The 14,699-nt window shown below is 61.4% G+C and carries 16 protein-coding genes; 8 read left to right on the top strand and 8 right to left on the bottom strand.

The window, feature by feature from the left end; genetic code table 11:
* Positions 1 to 88: 88 nt before the first annotated feature.
* The 8 genes from ACOYQJ_RS18940 to ACOYQJ_RS18905 all read right to left on the bottom strand — a co-directional run bounded on the left by ACOYQJ_RS18940 (position 89) and on the right by ACOYQJ_RS18905 (position 7,276).
* Positions 89 to 868 (bottom strand): SDR family NAD(P)-dependent oxidoreductase, encoded by a 780-nt coding sequence (locus tag ACOYQJ_RS18940; RefSeq protein WP_422907567.1) that lies wholly within the window; start codon positions 866 to 868, stop codon positions 89 to 91.
* Between the two features lie 14 nt (positions 869 to 882).
* On the bottom strand, positions 883 to 1,572 hold the full coding sequence (locus ACOYQJ_RS18935) for an HAD family hydrolase (protein ID WP_422907566.1): 690 nt from the start codon (positions 1,570 to 1,572) through the stop codon (positions 883 to 885).
* 27 nt (positions 1,573 to 1,599) lie between these two features.
* Positions 1,600 to 2,661, bottom strand: a complete 1,062-nt coding sequence (locus tag ACOYQJ_RS18930) for an ABC transporter ATP-binding protein (protein WP_422907565.1) — start codon at positions 2,659 to 2,661, stop codon at positions 1,600 to 1,602.
* Between the two features lie 15 nt (positions 2,662 to 2,676).
* A complete protein-coding gene (locus ACOYQJ_RS18925; protein WP_422907564.1) occupies positions 2,677 to 3,729 on the bottom strand; it encodes an NAD(P)-dependent alcohol dehydrogenase in 1,053 nt (350 codons plus the stop codon).
* A gap of 4 nt (positions 3,730 to 3,733) precedes the next feature.
* A complete protein-coding gene (locus tag ACOYQJ_RS18920; RefSeq protein WP_422907563.1) occupies positions 3,734 to 3,982 on the bottom strand; it encodes a DUF2160 family membrane protein in 249 nt (82 codons plus the stop codon).
* Positions 3,983 to 3,985: 3 nt separating this feature from the next.
* Positions 3,986 to 4,822, bottom strand: a complete 837-nt coding sequence (locus tag ACOYQJ_RS18915) for a carbohydrate ABC transporter permease (protein WP_422907562.1) — start codon at positions 4,820 to 4,822, stop codon at positions 3,986 to 3,988.
* A gap of 4 nt (positions 4,823 to 4,826) precedes the next feature.
* A complete protein-coding gene (locus tag ACOYQJ_RS18910) occupies positions 4,827 to 5,702 on the bottom strand; it encodes a carbohydrate ABC transporter permease (protein WP_422907561.1) in 876 nt (291 codons plus the stop codon).
* A gap of 140 nt (positions 5,703 to 5,842) precedes the next feature.
* On the bottom strand, positions 5,843 to 7,276 hold the full coding sequence (locus ACOYQJ_RS18905; RefSeq protein ID WP_422907560.1) for an extracellular solute-binding protein: 1,434 nt from the start codon (positions 7,274 to 7,276) through the stop codon (positions 5,843 to 5,845).
* Positions 7,277 to 7,496: 220 nt separating this feature from the next.
* Between ACOYQJ_RS18905 and ACOYQJ_RS18900 the strand changes: the two genes are divergently transcribed.
* From ACOYQJ_RS18900 to ACOYQJ_RS18865, 8 genes are read left to right on the top strand one after another with little or no spacing between them, the layout of a single operon-like run.
* A complete protein-coding gene (locus ACOYQJ_RS18900) occupies positions 7,497 to 8,480 on the top strand; it encodes a sugar-binding transcriptional regulator (RefSeq protein ID WP_422907559.1) in 984 nt (327 codons plus the stop codon).
* A gap of 27 nt (positions 8,481 to 8,507) precedes the next feature.
* A complete protein-coding gene (locus ACOYQJ_RS18895; RefSeq protein ID WP_422907558.1) occupies positions 8,508 to 9,392 on the top strand; it encodes a sugar phosphate isomerase/epimerase family protein in 885 nt (294 codons plus the stop codon).
* Positions 9,393 to 9,395: 3 nt separating this feature from the next.
* Positions 9,396 to 10,367 carry a tagatose kinase gene (locus tag ACOYQJ_RS18890; protein ID WP_422907557.1) on the top strand — a complete coding sequence of 324 codons (972 nt, stop codon included), beginning with the start codon at positions 9,396 to 9,398 and terminating at the stop codon, positions 10,365 to 10,367.
* Positions 10,367 to 11,650: a D-tagatose-bisphosphate aldolase, class II, non-catalytic subunit gene (locus ACOYQJ_RS18885; protein ID WP_422907556.1), complete on the top strand. Its 1,284-nt coding sequence runs from the start codon at positions 10,367 to 10,369 to the stop codon at positions 11,648 to 11,650. The genes ACOYQJ_RS18890 and ACOYQJ_RS18885 overlap by 1 nt, the downstream gene beginning before the upstream one ends.
* A 1-nt stretch (position 11,651) precedes the next feature.
* The gene (locus tag ACOYQJ_RS18880; RefSeq protein WP_422907555.1) at positions 11,652 to 12,416 is read left to right on the top strand and encodes an SDR family NAD(P)-dependent oxidoreductase; all 765 of its coding nucleotides are present in this window, start codon (positions 11,652 to 11,654) and stop codon (positions 12,414 to 12,416) included.
* Between the two features lie 12 nt (positions 12,417 to 12,428).
* A complete protein-coding gene (locus ACOYQJ_RS18875; RefSeq protein WP_422907554.1) occupies positions 12,429 to 13,157 on the top strand; it encodes an SDR family oxidoreductase in 729 nt (242 codons plus the stop codon).
* Between the two features lie 26 nt (positions 13,158 to 13,183).
* Entirely contained in the window at positions 13,184 to 13,912 is a 729-nt protein-coding gene (locus tag ACOYQJ_RS18870) for an SDR family oxidoreductase (protein WP_422907553.1), read from the top strand.
* A 49-nt stretch (positions 13,913 to 13,961) separates the two neighbouring features.
* Positions 13,962 to 14,693: an SDR family oxidoreductase gene (locus ACOYQJ_RS18865; protein WP_422907552.1), complete on the top strand. Its 732-nt coding sequence runs from the start codon at positions 13,962 to 13,964 to the stop codon at positions 14,691 to 14,693.
* Positions 14,694 to 14,699 lie beyond the last annotated feature (6 nt).

Here is a 14,699-nt window from a genome sequence, read left to right as displayed (position 1 = left end):
TACACTTCTTTGGGCCTCAAATACCTTGGGGGGTCCGGGGGGGCAAAGCCCCCCCGGCCGGTCGCTGCGCAAAGCGCGGCGAAATCCCTTAAACCGTCTTCAACATGCCGCCATCGACGTGATAGGCCGATCCGACGGAATAAGAAGCGCGCGGAGAGCAGAGGAACACACAGAAATCCGCCAGTTCCTCGGTCGTGCCAAAGCGCTTGATATCGGCGTGTTCGTCCGCGACCTCTTGCAGGTAGCTTTGCCAATCGTCGCCTTTCAGCTCGCGCGCGGTATTTTCCCAATCCGGTGTGCGGATCAGGCCCGGGTTGACTGTGTTCACCCGGATGCCGCGCTTGATCATCTCGGTGGAAAGGCACTTTCCGAACATCAACAGCGCAGCTTTGGTGGTGTTGTAGATCGGCTCGTACCACAGCGGTTGCACCGCGCAGATCGAGGCATTCATCAGCATGGCGCCGCCGCCCTTGGCCTCCATCTGGTCAGCAAGCCCCCGCGACAGCCGCACAGCGGCCATGACGTGCAGGTTCCAGAAATCCATCCACTTGTCGTCCGGCGCCTCGGCCACCGTTTCGTTTGACCCGGTCCCGGCGTTCGACACAAAGATATCCGCCCCGCCAATCCCTGCAGCCGCGTCGATGATGGCCTGGCACCCTTCCGCCGTGGACACGTCCGAAGCGACAGGAACGGCGGTTACGCCGAATTCATCGGCGATGGCCTGCGCGGCGCGGGTCACGGCGGCTTCGGTCCTTGCGGTGATCACCACATGCGCGCCCTCGCGGGCAAAGGCGCGGGCGATGCCCAGCCCGATCCCCTTGGAGCCTCCGGTGATCACAGCCACCTTGCCAGTCAATTGCAGATCCATAGTCGGCCCTTTCCTTATACTGCCTGCTTGCGCAGAAACGCGGCAACGTCCGGCAGGTTGTCGAGCACCGTGACAACGCCAGCATCGCGCAGAACCTGCGCGTGTGTTTCCCGATAGCCCTCAAGATGACTGCCGCCAACAAAGCCGATCGCCTGCATTCCCGCCGCAGCCGCGCCTTTGACACCATGCGGCGAGTCTTCGAGCACGACGCAGGTTTCTGGCGCGACACCCAACCGCTCGGCGGCCAGAAGAAACAGGTCGGGCGCAGGTTTGCCGCGCGCCACTTCCTCGGCGCTGCAGCCGGTGCCGTTGAAAAAAGGCGCAAGCTGCGCTGTGTCCAGTGTCACATGCATTCTGCGAAGAGATCCGCCAGTGGCAATCGCCATGCCTATCCCCCGCGCCTGAAGCCCGCCCAGCAATTCAAGCGCGCCGGGAATGCAGCGCAATTCGGTGCGGTAGCGTTCCAACAGGCGATCTTCGAAGCGTTGTTGAAAGTCAGGCGGGCAGGCGCTACCCAGACGGGCCGCCACGTGATCGCAAACCACCGACATCGCCACCCCCAGAAACCCCGCGCGAATTTCTTCGGTCGTGGCATCACTGATGCCGAGTTCCCGCATCTGTTCGGCAACGCAGCCCAGCGAAAGCGGTTCGCTGTCCACCAGACATCCGTCCAGATCAAAGATCACAGCTTTGGCCGCCGCCATGGCCCGCCCTCCTTAGAAAGGCAGCGCTTAGAGGCGCTGCTCGGTCTTGCGATCAAACAGGTGGGCCTTCGCGGGATCAATCACAAAGCCGATTTCTTCGCCGGGCCGGGCTGAAATCCGGTCTTTCACAACCGCGTCGATCAAATCATCGCCAACCTTGGCGAAAATCTGCGTTTCCGAACCGGTCGGCTCGGTCACGACGACCTTCATCGGAACGCCCCCGGCGCCGATTTCGATATGCTCAGGGCGGATTCCATAGGTGATCTCTTGCCCCGCCTCCAGCGCCGTCTCCGGCAAAGGCAAGGTCAGCCCGCTGTCCGAGAGGAACACCTTGCGGCCGTCCTTGGTGCCCACCTTGCCATTGACAAAGTTCATGGAGGGCGAGCCGATGAAGCCCGCGACAAAGACATTCACCGGATTGTCATAAAGATCCAGCGGAGAGCCTATCTGTTCAACCCGGCCATCGCGCATGACCACGATCTTGTCGGCCATTGTCATGGCTTCGATCTGGTCATGGGTAACGTAGACGATGGTGGTGCCAAGGCGCTGGTGCAACTCCTTGATCTCGACCCGCATGGTGACGCGCAGCTTGGCATCGAGGTTCGACAGGGGTTCGTCAAACAGAAAGACCTGCGGGTCGCGCACGATGGCGCGGCCCATGGCGACCCGCTGACGCTGGCCGCCGGAAAGCTCCTTGGGATAGCGCTTGAGGTACTTGGTCAGGTCAAGGATGTCCGCCGCGCCCGTGACCTTTTTATCAATCTCTGCCTGCGGGCGCTTGGCCATTTTCAGCGGAAAGCCGATGTTGTCGTAGACCGTCTTGTGCGGGTACAGCGCATAGCTTTGGAACACCATCGCGATGTCGCGATCCTTGGGCACCACGTCATTGACCACCCGGCCGCCGATCGAGATCGTGCCATCGCTGATCTCTTCGAGACCAGCCAGCATCCGCAAGAGCGTAGACTTGCCGCAGCCCGACGGGCCGACAAGCACAACGAACTCACCGTCTTCGATGTCGACGCTGACTCCATGCATCACCTGCACCTGGCCGTAGCGCTTCACCACATTGTCGATTTTCACGTTTGCCAAGGTTTCGGCCCTTTCTTATTGCGGCAATTCGATCTGCATCTTCACATCTGCCGGCGGGGCGGATGCGGCGATCTCGAATGCGCGCACGCTTTCATCAAAGTCGAAGGTGCGGGTGATCAACGGCTTCACGTCAATCGCCCCGCTGGAGAGCATGCCCACGCAGCGCGGAAACACATGCGCGTAGCGAAAGATGTTCTCGACCCGCGCTTCGCGGATCATCGCGGCGCCGGCATCGTACTGGATCGGATCGGGCTGGCCGCCGATCATCACCACGCAGCCACCGGGCGCGAGCGGTTCAAAGACGGTCTTGGCCGCATGCGGGCTGCCCGTCGCCTCGAACACGATATCCGCGCCCCAGCCATCAGTATCTGCCTTTACGATCTCGACGAGGTTTTGCTTGCCCACGTTCACCGGCACGATCGCACGCGAAAGCGAACCCGCGATCTCAAGCTTTTTCTCAGCCAGATCGGTCACATAGACCTTGGCGCACCCAGCGGCCAATGCAGACAGCGCAGTGACCAGACCAATCGGCCCTGCCCCCAGCACCACGGCGTTGTCACCGGGTTTGACCCGCGCCTTGGTCGCGGCGTGAACGCCCACAGCCAAAGGCTCGACCATCGCCGCCTCGGCGAAGCTGACGTTGTCCGGCAGCTTGAAGGTAAAATCCGCCGGGTGAACGCAGGTCGGGCGCAGGATGCCGTGGATCGGCGGGGTCGCCCAAAAACGCACGGCAGGGTCGATGTTGTACATGCCCAGACGCGCGGCCTTGGAGGTGGGGTCGGGAATGCCCGGCTCCATGCAGACGCGATCGCCCTCTTTCAGGTGCGTCACTTCGGGGCCGATCTCGATCACCGTGCCGCTGGCTTCGTGCCCAAGGATCATCGGCTCGTTCACCACGAAAGGCCCGATCTTGCCGTGGGTATAATAGTGCACGTCCGAGCCGCAGATGCCGACGGTATGCAGTTTGATCCGCACGTCGCGCGGGCCAAGCGTTTCCTCGGCGCGCGAGATTTCCGGGAAATCGCGCAGGGAAAGGACGTCTTTCTTTTCCAGAACAAGAGACTTCATGGCTCTAGCCTTTCGTGATTATGATGATCGCCAATGTGAGTGCTATCACATTCGATATCCAGATCGACAAGCCCATCGGCTCCATGAAGCGGAACCAAAACAGCGAAAGCGCCACCCAGATCACGACCGAGATGAACAGCCGGTCAAACCAATTGGTTTCGATCGGCAGGAAACCGGGCTTGGGGCCGGCGTTCTCGGGCGCGTCTTCTTCTTCGTGACGGGCAGAGACGAGCGGGGTTTGATGCTGGCTCATGGGTTATCCTTTCACCGCGCCAAAGGTCAGACCAGCCACAATGTGCTTTTGCACGACGCTGAAGACGATCAAGGCCGGGATCAGCGTAAAGACTGAAATGGTCGCCATGATGCCCCATTCAGTGCCGGTCGTGGTGACATATTCCGACAGGCCGGTGGTCAGGGTGCGGGCGTTGAAGTTGGTCAGCGTCGCCGCCAGCAGGTATTCGTTCCAAGCAAAGACCCAGGTCAGGATCAGCGTCACGGCCAGACCGGGTCGGCACAGCGGAAAGACAACCTCGGTGATGACTTTCCAAGGCGATGCGCCATCGACATAGGCCGCCTCGTCCAGCTCTTTCGGGATGCCATCCACGGTGGGCCGCAGGGTCCAGATGGCGAATGGCAGGTTGAAGGTACAGTAGACAAGGATCATGCCGATCCGGGTGTCCAGCATTCGCCATTCGCCCACCGTATAGACCTGTGTCATCAGCAGGAACAGCGGCAGCAGAAAGACAGCTGGCGGCGCCATGCGGTTGGTGATCGTCCAGAAAAAGATCGATTCCTTGCCGCTCATGTTGAAGCGTGACAGCGCGTAGCAGGCAAAGAATCCAAGGATTGTGCAAAGGATCGCATTCCCCGACGAGATGATCAGCGAGTTCAGCATATAGCTGCGCAGCAGGCGATCCCCCCAGACCTTGGCGTAGTTGCCCCAGTAGGGATCGGACAGGATGACCTCTGGCGTGCTGAACAGTTGCACCGCCGGTTTCACCGAGATGACGAACAGCCAGTAGATCGGAAAGAGCGTCAGAAAGCTGACGAGGATCCAGAAAATCAGGCCTATGATCGGGCTTTGCTTTTTCATCGGGTCAGTCCCTCTTGGTCCGCGGGGCAAGCATGGTCACATAAAGCAGCCAGCAGGCGACAATGGTCAGGTAAAGAACGATCACGGAAATGGTCGAGCCGTAGCCGTAGTTGGTTTTCGGGAAGACTTCCTTGAAGATATGCACCCCGACAAAGCGGGTGGCCGAACCGGGCCCGCCCCCGGTCAGCATCCAGACCTCGTCCACTGTGCGCAGCGCGTCCATCAGGCGGATAAACACGGTGGCGACCACGGCGGGGGCGATCATAGGCAGGGTGATGTGCCAGAAGATCTGGCGCTTGTTCGCGCCGTCGATCTGCGCCTGTTCAAACGGGTCGGCCGGCAACGAGACAAGGGCGGCGATCAGCGTCAGCGTGACCAGCGGCGTCCAGTGCCAGACATCCATGACGACGATGGTGGCAAAGGCCGCAAAAGCCGAGGTGCCGATGTTCATCGTTATCCCGAACCATTCGTCCAGATAATGCGGGATGATCCCGATCGACGGAGTCGTCATCAGCTTCCAGACCGAGCCGACGATGATCGGCGCCATGATCAGTGGCAGCGTGTGAATGGTGCGGAAAATCGCCTTGCCGGGAAATTCTTTCATGAAGGCCTGAGCCAAGAAGTAGCCAACGATCAATTCCGAAACCACGGCGAAGAAGACGAACATCACCGTCACGCCGACCGAGTTCAGAAACTCTGTATCGAAGACGATCTTTCGGAAGTTGTCGGCGCCGTTGAAGATCATCGTGGGATCCGCGGCAAAGGGGTTCCATTGATGGAAGGCCACGAAGACGACGTAGATAAACGGCAAGACGCCAAAGAAAAACAGGATCACCAGCGTCGGCGCCAGAAGTATCCACCCCAGTCTGTTGGATTGCATCGTCCCGCTCCCTCTTATTGTCTCGATCGTGTTTTGATGCGGTCAGGTCATGTCCCACGACGGCGTGGCACCGCGAGGGGAAAGGCGGGCCGCCACCCGTATACCGGAGCGGCGGCCCTGGGTACGACAGGGAGTACCCGTTACTTGCGATAGCCGAGACTGGTCAGTTCGGCTTCGGCTTCGGCCGCCATCTGGTCAAGCCCGTCCGAGACACTCAGGTCGCCGGTCAGGATCTTGAAGAAGGTCGGCGCGGTGGCTTCGCGCACTTGCGCATGGAAGGGATACGCGGGCGCGCCTGCAAAGAGATAGCCCTTGTCCTTCAGCATGTCGTAGTAGCCGCCCAGCTCTTCGTTCATCGCCTGAACCTTGGGGTCGTCATAAGTCGCGGTGTTGGTCACGCGCGGCGCTGCAACGGCCCAGTCAGGCTGAACTTCGTTCTGACCGATGTACTGCAGGAACAGGGCTGCGGCCTCTTTGTTTTTCGAGGTCGAAGGTAGACCAAAGGCGCCGCCGTCGTAGTAGCCGATATAGCCTTTGCCGCCTTCGACTTCCTCCATGATGCCGTCTTCCAGCGGCGGCAGGGCCACGCCCACTTTGCCGACGACAAGCGACTTGGTTTCGTCCGCGGCGATCCAGCCAGCGTTTTCGCCATAGACCAGACCCTGGGCTGCGCGGCCTGCGCCAAAGGTGGTGCCGACTTCCGTCCAGGTCGACGCGGGCGACTCTGGCGGAGCGATGTCACGCATGGACAGCCACCAGGTCAGCGCCTTTTTGGCGGCGTCGCTGTTCATTTCGCCGCCGTTGGCCACGGATGCGGCATAGTTGTTGTTCGCGTCGATCCCCCAGTTGTAGACGCCAAAGGTCGGGGCGATGGATTCAAAGTATTCGTACCAAGATGCAACGTGGCCGGTGTGGGCCTGCGCCGTGGTGCCCCAGAGATCCATGTCGTTGGCTTTGCCGTAGTCGGTAAAGAACTGGGCAATCTCGGCATATTCTTCGTGGTTCGTCGCAGGGGCAAGATCACGCCCGGTCTTTTCCTTGAAGGCCGCCTGAATGTCCGGATCCCCGAACAGGTCCGTGCGATACAGGTAGATCTTGATAAAGGCCTCCATCGGCACGCCGTAGAGGTGGCCGTTGTCGCCTTTGAAGTAGTCCGCGAAGGTGGTGAAATTGTCTTCGCTGTAAGTCGGGGCCGCAATGGCGGGATTGTCGGCGATCAGCGCGGTCAGATCTGTCAAAAAATCGCGGGCGAGATAGGAATAGATGATGTCCTGTTCGATATAGACCATGTCATAGATGCCGGTTCCGGCTTCCATGTCCTTGATCGCCTTGTCGAACATCTGATCCCAGGACGTGGTTTCGACATCGACGCGAATGCCGGTCAGCTCTTCGAACTGCGGCGCCAACACTTCGCGGATGTAAAGCGACGGGGGCGAAGATTCGGTCACGCCGCGCAGAGTGACACCCTGATACGGTTCAGCGGCTTTCTTCCAGAACGCATCGTCCGCCATGGCAGCGCCCGCAGCGACCGTCAGTGCCAGCGTCGATACGGCAAGTTTATATGCAAAGCTCATTGGCTTTCCTCCCAAAGACAAAAGAAGGCGGTCCGCGCACCCCGGCCACGTTCGGTCGGGCCGATTCGCGTCTCCCCCGACGTCAACGTGCATTTGTAAGCGATTCCATGCAAGTGAATTTTTGCAAATGTATGACTTGCCATACACATGAAAAGCGTGTCACGTTTCCGCATGGCGCGAAATGCCCTAAGAAGGCAACGCACCTGGGAGGAGACCGAATTTGGCACGAGAACCGATAGAAGACGGCGAAGCCTTCATCACCGAGGTTTGCTGGCACTATTTCGTGAACGAAATGACCCAGGCAGAAATCGCCCGGATGCTGGATGTCACCCGGCTGCGGGTGAATCAGGCGATCCAGCGCGCCAAGGCCCTAGGACTTGTCAAAATTCAGATCGACTCGCCTTTTGTCGCGCGGATTGAACTGCAAGAAAAGCTCAAGCAGGGACTGGGGCTGGTGCGCGCCGTGGTGACACCGGCCAACAAGACCGACTATGATTTCCACCGCCCCGTCGGCGCCGCCCTTGCGGCCCATCTGACGGAACGCCTGCGCGCCGCCAACTGGCGCTCGTTCGGGGTGTCCTGGGGCCTGTCGCTTGATTCGGCGATTCGCAAATTGCAGCGCCAGTCGCATCCCGATCTCGAGGTGGTCTCGATCCTTGGCGGCACGGCGCAGGGATCAACTTTCAACTCGTTCGGGATCGCGTCGGGCTTTGCCGATGCCCTGGGGGCGCATTATTCAATCCTGACCGCCCCGATCTACCTGTCCGAGGGCATCGACCGCGAACTGTTCCTGTCGCAATACGCCCTGAAAGAGCATTTCAAGAAGTTCGACACGCTGGATGCGGTGCTGTTGACCTGCTCGAACGTGTCTGCCAAATCCTTCCTTGTCTCACATGGCTTGCCGAAGGAATTGACCCCCGAGGCGCTGATCGAAGCCGGGGCCATCGGCGATGTGCTGGGCCAGTTTCTGGACAAGGACGGCAATTCGGTTTCGCACGAGGTTGATGATCGCACCATCGGCATGCCGCTGGATCTGGTGCGCACCATTCCCGAAAAGATCATGGCCGCCGCCGGGCCGCACAAGGTCGACATCATCCGCGCCGCCTGCCGCTGCGGCTTGGTCGACACGCTGGTGACCGACGATGTGACGGCGCAACTGCTTTTGGACGGCACGGAACAATCCTCAACGCGGGCCGCACAATAGTGGCCCTTTCGACGAACGGAGAAACCAATGAAACGGCTCGGCATTCATTCTTTCGTATGGACCGGCGGCCAGACTCAGGACGGTCTGGAAATGGCGCTCGAAAAGTCGGCTGAGCACGGCTATCGCTGCATCGAATTCGCCTATCTGCGCCCTGAATTGTTCGATTTGGACCGTCTTGCGAAAAAATCGCAGGAACTGGACGTTCAGATCGGTGTCACCATGGGCCTGCCGCTCGACAAGGATGTGTCCTCGGAAGATCCTGACACCGTGGCGGCGGGCAAAGCCATGCTGGCCGATGCGGTTCGCGCAGTGCGCGATGTCGGCGGCGACAAACTGGGCGGAATTCTGTATTCGGCGCATACCAAGTACAACCGGCAGCCCACGGCTGACGGCTGGAAGAACTCGGTCGAGGCCATTGCCGAAACCGGCGACATTGCGCGCGCGGCGGGCGTCGATCTGGTGCTTGAGATCGTCAATCGGTTTGAAACCAACCTGCTGAACACCACGGCGCAGGGGCTCAAGTTTCTGGCTGACACGGGCAATGACCACGTCAAGCTGCACATGGACACCTTCCATATGCAGATGGAAGAGGCGAGCCCCGCCGCCGCCATCCGCGCCGCCGGCGACAAGATCGGGTATTTCCACATCGGCGAATCCAATCGCGGCTTTCTTGGCGACGGCACCATCGACTGGGATCCGATCTTTGATGCGCTGGTCGGGATCGACTATGCCAATGATGTGGTCTTTGAGAGCTTTTCGACGACGATTATCGACGAAAGCCTGTCTCTGGCCTGCGCAATCTGGCGCGACACATGGACCGACAACAATCCACTGGCGGCCCACGCCAAACAGTTCATTGAATTGAAATGGGCCGAGGCGGTACGCCGCCGCGACACCACTGTGCGCGTCTAGGCCATGACCCTCGCGCCTGACACCCTTGGACCGACCGTCTGCATCGGTGAAATCCTGGTCGAGATCGTCGCCACCACGCCGGGCAACGGGTTCACCGAGGCTTTGCCGTTGCTCGGCCCCTACCCTTCGGGCGCTCCGGCGATCTTTATCGATCAATGCGGGCGCATGGGCGGGGCGGCGGCCATGATCGGCGCGGTCGGCAACGACGATTTTGGCCTTGTGAACACCCGGCGGCTGGAACGCGACGGCGTCGACATATCGGCCATCCATGTGGACGACACGCTGCCCACTGGCTCGGCCTTTGTGCGCTACCGCGAGGATGGCAGCCGGGATTTCGTCTTCAACATGTGGACTTCTGCGGCCAGCCAGATGCGCTGGAACGCCGCGACCGAAGCGCTGATTGCCCGGGCGGGTCACTTACACGTCATGGGCACGCTTTTGATGCGCCCCGAAATCTGGGCAATCATCGAACGCGCCGCGGGGATCATCAAGGCGCGTGGCGGCACCATTTCGCTGGACCCGAACCTGCGCAAGGAACTGAAGGCAGACGCGGAAATGGACGCCCGTTTTGCCAAAATGGTGGGCCTGAGCGACCTGCTTTTGCCCTCGGGCGAAGAACTGGAAGTCGCCGCCGGGGTGAGCGGAAAAGAGGCAGCTTTGGAACGTCTGTTTTCACTCGGCGTCAAAGAGGTGGCCCTGAAAGAAGGCACCAAAGGCGCCACCGTCTATGCACCGGGCGCAGAGCCTGTGCATGCCCCGGCCTTCAAGGTGGATGAGCTTGACCCGACAGGTGCGGGCGATTGCTTTGGCGGTGCCTACGTGGCCTGCCGCCGTTTGGGCATGACCGTGCCGCAGGCCTTGACCTATGCCAATGCCGCAGGGGCTCGCAACGTCACGGTACGCGGCCCGATGGAAGGCGCTGGAACGCGCGCGGAACTCGACGCCTTCATCGTGTCAAAGACAGGGGGCCGGTGATGCCTGTGCGCCTTGATGACTTGGCCCAGGGCCGCCTGTCCGGCCGCCCCGTCGGGATCACCTCTGTCTGCTCGGCGCATCCGGTGGTGCTGCGCGCCGCCCTGCGCTTTGGCCGTGAGACCGGCGCAACCGTGTTGATCGAGGCGACCTGCAATCAGGTCAACCATCAGGGCGGCTATACCGGGATGACGCCCGCCGATTTCGTCGCGATGGTCGAAGGACTGGCCGCGCAGGAAGATTGCCCCATGACGCAGGTCCTTCTCGGCGGCGATCATCTTGGCCCCAACCCCTGGCGCCACCTGCCAGCCGAACAGGCTCTGGCCGAGGCCGAGACCATGATGCAGGCCTATGTCGCAGCCGGGTTCCGCAAGGTTCACCTCGATGCCTCGATGGGGTGCAGGGGCGAACCGGCGGCGCTGGACGATCACGCCACCGCCGCCCGCGCCGCGCATCTGTCTGCCGTGGCCGAAGCTTGCGCCGCGCAAATGGACGCACCGCTGCCGCGTTATATCATCGGCACCGAGGTCCCGCCCCCCGGCGGCGCCGACCATATCCTTGATACCGTCCCCCCCACCGATCCGGCGGCGGCGCGCGAGACCATCGCAGTTCACCGCGAGGTCTTTGAAATGGCGGGGCTGGAGCAGGCCTTTTCCCGCGTGCTGGGTGTGGTCGTGCAACCGGGTGTCGAGTTCGGCAATCACAACGTAATCCGCTATGACTCTGCCTCGGCGCAATCGCTGTGCCGCGTGCTGGACAATGAACCCGCGCTGATCTTCGAGGCCCACTCCACCGATTACCAGGGCACGGCGCCGCTGGCGCAACTGGTCTGCGACGGTTTCCCGATCCTCAAGGTCGGACCGGAGCTGACCTTTGTGCTGCGCGAGGCGCTGTATGCGCTGGACCTGATCGCCAGCGACCTGATCCCCGGCTATGGCGAGCGTCCGCTGATGCAGGCGATGGAGGCGCTGATGCTACAGGCCCCCGACAATTGGGACCGCCATTACAGCGGCACGCCCGAAGAACAACATCTTTTGCGGCATTATTCTCTGTCCGATCGCATCCGCTATTACTGGACGGCGCCGCAGGCGCAGGCCGCCGTAAACCGGCTGACCGAGGCGCTGCGCGGCCAACACCTGCCCCTGCCGCTGATCTGGCAGCACCTGCCTGGGGCGGATCACTTTGCCGGGCGGCCGCTGATCCCCGAAGACGTTTTGATCTGGCGGGTGACCCGCAGCCTTGCCAGCTATCACGCCGCCTGTTTTCCCGACCCGAAAGGAGCCTGACATGTCCCTCGACAGATTTCGCCTTGATGGCAAGACTGCCCTGATCACCGGCGGCAACCGCGGCATCGGCCTTGCCATAGCGCAGCTCTTTGCCGAAGCGGGCGCGAACCTGATGCTGACCTCGCGTTCGCACACCCCCGGGCTGACCGCTTTGCTGGAAGCGAACCCCGACACCGCCGCCTGGGTGCAAGGGGATGTAACCGATCCCGCCATGCCCGAAGCGCTGGTTCAGGCGACGTTGGAGCGTTTCGGCAGGCTGGATGTGCTGGTCAACAACGCGGGCGTTGCGGCGAATGGCAATTTCCACGAATTCGACGATGAACAGCTTGCCTATATCATGGAGACAAACCTGATCGCGCCGTTCCGTATCGCGCGCGCGGCAATCAAACCGATGCTGGCGCAAGGCAGCGGTGCAGTGGTGAACATTGGCTCGATTTCGGGGCTGGTGGCGAACAAACCACAGCTTCAAGTGGCCTATAATTCCTCCAAGGCGGCGATCCACACCATGACCACGACCATGGCCTTTGAATACGCAAGCCGGGGCATTCGGGTGAACGCACTGGCACCCGGCTATGTCGTATCCGACATGACCAAGGGCGGCATTGCCAACGAAGCATGGTCCAAGGTCTGGACCGAGAACACCCCGATGGCCCGCTTTGCCGATCCGTCGGAAATGGCGACCTGCGCGCTGTTCCTCGCCTCGGACGCGGCCTCTTATGTCACCGGAACCACGCTTGTGGCGGACGGCGGCTATACCACGCACTGAAGGATCTCTCGCATGAGCCAGTTTTCTGGAAAAACCGTTATCATCACCGGCGCCGGCAAGGGCATTGGCCGGGCCTGCGCGCGGCTTATGGCGGAACGCGGCGCATCGGTGATCGCCATGGCCCGCACACAAGGCGATCTGGATGCTTTGCAGACAGAGTGCGGCGCGACTGGCATCAAGGTGGATCTGGCCGACAACGCCGCCGCCCGCGCCGCCATGAAGCAGGCTGGGACCGCTGATTTCCTGATCAATTGCGCCGGAACCAACGTGTTGGAAAGCGTTCTGGAGATGACCGAAGAGGGATATGAAGCCATCATGGGCATCAACCTGCGCGCCGCGCTGATCTGCGCACAGGAATTCGCCCGCGCACGCGTAAAGGCGGGCGGAGGCGGCGCCATCGTCAACGTCACCTCGATCGCCGGGCATCGCGGCTTTCAGGATCACATGGTCTATGCCGCCTCAAAGGCCGGGCTCGAAGGTGCAACGCGGGTGATGGCCAAAGAGCTTGGTCCCCATGGCATCCGCGTCAACGCCGTTGCCCCCACCGTAACCATGACCGAACTGGCTGCCGCGGCATGGTCCGACCCCGCCAAAAAAGACCCGATGATGGTGCGCCATCCCCTGGGCCGCTTTGCCGAGGTCGAGGATGTCGCCAAGACCATCGCCATGCTGCTGTCCGATGACGCCCCTGTCGTGACCGGCGCGATCCTGCCCATCGATGGCGGCTTTCTGGCCGTCTGATTCCCTTTCAAACCGGAGTATCTGAAATGTCCGAATCCCTTACCGGCAAGATTGCCGCCGTCACCGGTGCCGCATCCGGCATCGGCCTTGCCACCACCCGCGCGCTGCTTGACGCCGGTGCCACTGTCGTCATGGTCGATTACGACGAGGCCGCGCTGACCCGGCTTGCGTCCGAGCTTGGCGACAAGGCCATCGCGCAGGTCACAAACCTGCTGGACGCGGAAAGCTGCGCCGCCATGGTGCCAGAAATTCTGTCCAAGGTGGACCATATCGACATCCTGCACTGCAACGCCGGCACCTATATCGGCGGCGATCTGATCGAAACCGACGGCGCCACGATCGACCGGATGCTGAACCTGAACGTCAATGCCGTGATGAAAAACGTGCGTGACGTGATCCCTCACATGATTGAACGCGGCACCGGCGATATCGTCGTGACGGCTTCGGTGGCGGGCCACATGCCGATCCAGTGGGAGCCAGTCTATTCCGCCTCGAAATGGGCGATGACCTGCTTTGTGCAGACCATGCGCCGCCAGTTGAACAAAAGCGGGATCCGCGTTGGCCAAGTGTCGCCCGGACCGGTGATTTCCGCGCTGCTGGCCGACTGGCCCGAGGAAAACCTGCAAAAGGCCAAGGACAATGGCGCCCTGATGGACCCCGAAGAAGTTTCCGACGCGGTGATCTACATGCTGACTCGCAAGCGTACGGTGACGATCCGTGATATGATCGTGCTGCCGACCAACTTCGACATTTGATGGCGGGCGGCGGGACGCCCCCCCGCCCTCTCTACCGGGAGGACAAGCAATGAGCGACCTTACAGGGCTGACCGCCCTGATCACCGGAGCAGCAGGCGGCATAGGCACCGCCCTAGCCGAAGGTTTTGCCAAGGCCGGTGCGCGGCTGGCCCTTGTCGATATCAACGACGCAAGCGATCTGGCGCATCGTCTGGGCAAAGATCACCGCGCCTATGTCTGCGATCTGTCCGACCCCAAGGCGATTGGCAACAGCGCCGCGCAGATCGGCGAAGAGATGGGCATCGACATCCTGATCAACAACGCCGGGCTGGGCATCGTCTTTCCCGCCGAAGAGGACCGGATCGAGGATTGGGACCGTACCATGGCCATCAACCTGCGCGCGCCCTGGCTTTTGTCCGGCGCGGCGCTGCCTCATCTCAAGGCTTCTGGGCGCGGACGGATCGTCAATATCTCATCTCAGGCCGGGGTCATCGCCATCGCCGAACACGCCGCCTATGGCGCCAGCAAGGCGGCGCTGATCAACCTGACCAAGGTCATGGCGGTGGAATGGGCCAAGCACGGCATCACCTCGAACGCCATCGCCCCCACGGTGGTCGAAACCCCGATGGCGCTGGTCGGCTGGTCCGGCGAAAAGGGCGAACGCGCCAAGGCCGAAATCCCCGTGGGGCGTTTCGCCAAGCCTTCGGAAATCGCGGCCGCAGCGCTTTATCTTGCCTCGGAAGACGCCGGGATCATCAACGGCGCGACACTGATGGCGGACGGCGGCTACAGCATTCGCTAGCCCCAC

It is taken from the genome of Pacificoceanicola algae, assembly GCF_049341065.1.
Taxonomy (GTDB): Bacteria; Pseudomonadota; Alphaproteobacteria; order Rhodobacterales; family Rhodobacteraceae; genus Pacificoceanicola.
Note: the sequence above shows the minus strand (reverse complement) of the source record. Positions and strands in the feature narration are given on the sequence as shown.

Bases quoted from the DNA above. Each gene is read 5' to 3' on its own strand.
- ACOYQJ_RS18940 (WP_422907567.1), bottom strand. From the start codon at position 868: ATGGATCTGCAATTGACTGGCAAGGTGGCTGTGATCACCGGAGGCTCC.
- ACOYQJ_RS18935 (WP_422907566.1), bottom strand. From the start codon at position 1,572: ATGGCGGCGGCCAAAGCTGTGATCTTTGATCTGGACGGATGTCTGGTG.
- ACOYQJ_RS18925 (WP_422907564.1), bottom strand. From the start codon at position 3,729: ATGAAGTCTCTTGTTCTGGAAAAGAAAGACGTCCTTTCCCTGCGCGAT.
- ACOYQJ_RS18920 (WP_422907563.1), bottom strand. From the start codon at position 3,982: ATGAGCCAGCATCAAACCCCGCTCGTCTCTGCCCGTCACGAAGAAGAA.
- ACOYQJ_RS18915 (WP_422907562.1), bottom strand. From the start codon at position 4,822: ATGAAAAAGCAAAGCCCGATCATAGGCCTGATTTTCTGGATCCTCGTC.
- ACOYQJ_RS18910 (WP_422907561.1), bottom strand. From the start codon at position 5,702: ATGCAATCCAACAGACTGGGGTGGATACTTCTGGCGCCGACGCTGGTG.
- ACOYQJ_RS18905 (WP_422907560.1), bottom strand. From the start codon at position 7,276: ATGAGCTTTGCATATAAACTTGCCGTATCGACGCTGGCACTGACGGTC.
- ACOYQJ_RS18895 (WP_422907558.1), top strand. From the start codon at position 8,508: ATGAAACGGCTCGGCATTCATTCTTTCGTATGGACCGGCGGCCAGACT.
- ACOYQJ_RS18890 (WP_422907557.1), top strand. From the start codon at position 9,396: ATGACCCTCGCGCCTGACACCCTTGGACCGACCGTCTGCATCGGTGAA.
- ACOYQJ_RS18885 (WP_422907556.1), top strand. From the start codon at position 10,367: ATGCCTGTGCGCCTTGATGACTTGGCCCAGGGCCGCCTGTCCGGCCGC.
- ACOYQJ_RS18880 (WP_422907555.1), top strand. From the start codon at position 11,652: ATGTCCCTCGACAGATTTCGCCTTGATGGCAAGACTGCCCTGATCACC.
- ACOYQJ_RS18875 (WP_422907554.1), top strand. From the start codon at position 12,429: ATGAGCCAGTTTTCTGGAAAAACCGTTATCATCACCGGCGCCGGCAAG.
- ACOYQJ_RS18870 (WP_422907553.1), top strand. From the start codon at position 13,184: ATGTCCGAATCCCTTACCGGCAAGATTGCCGCCGTCACCGGTGCCGCA.
- ACOYQJ_RS18865 (WP_422907552.1), top strand. From the start codon at position 13,962: ATGAGCGACCTTACAGGGCTGACCGCCCTGATCACCGGAGCAGCAGGC.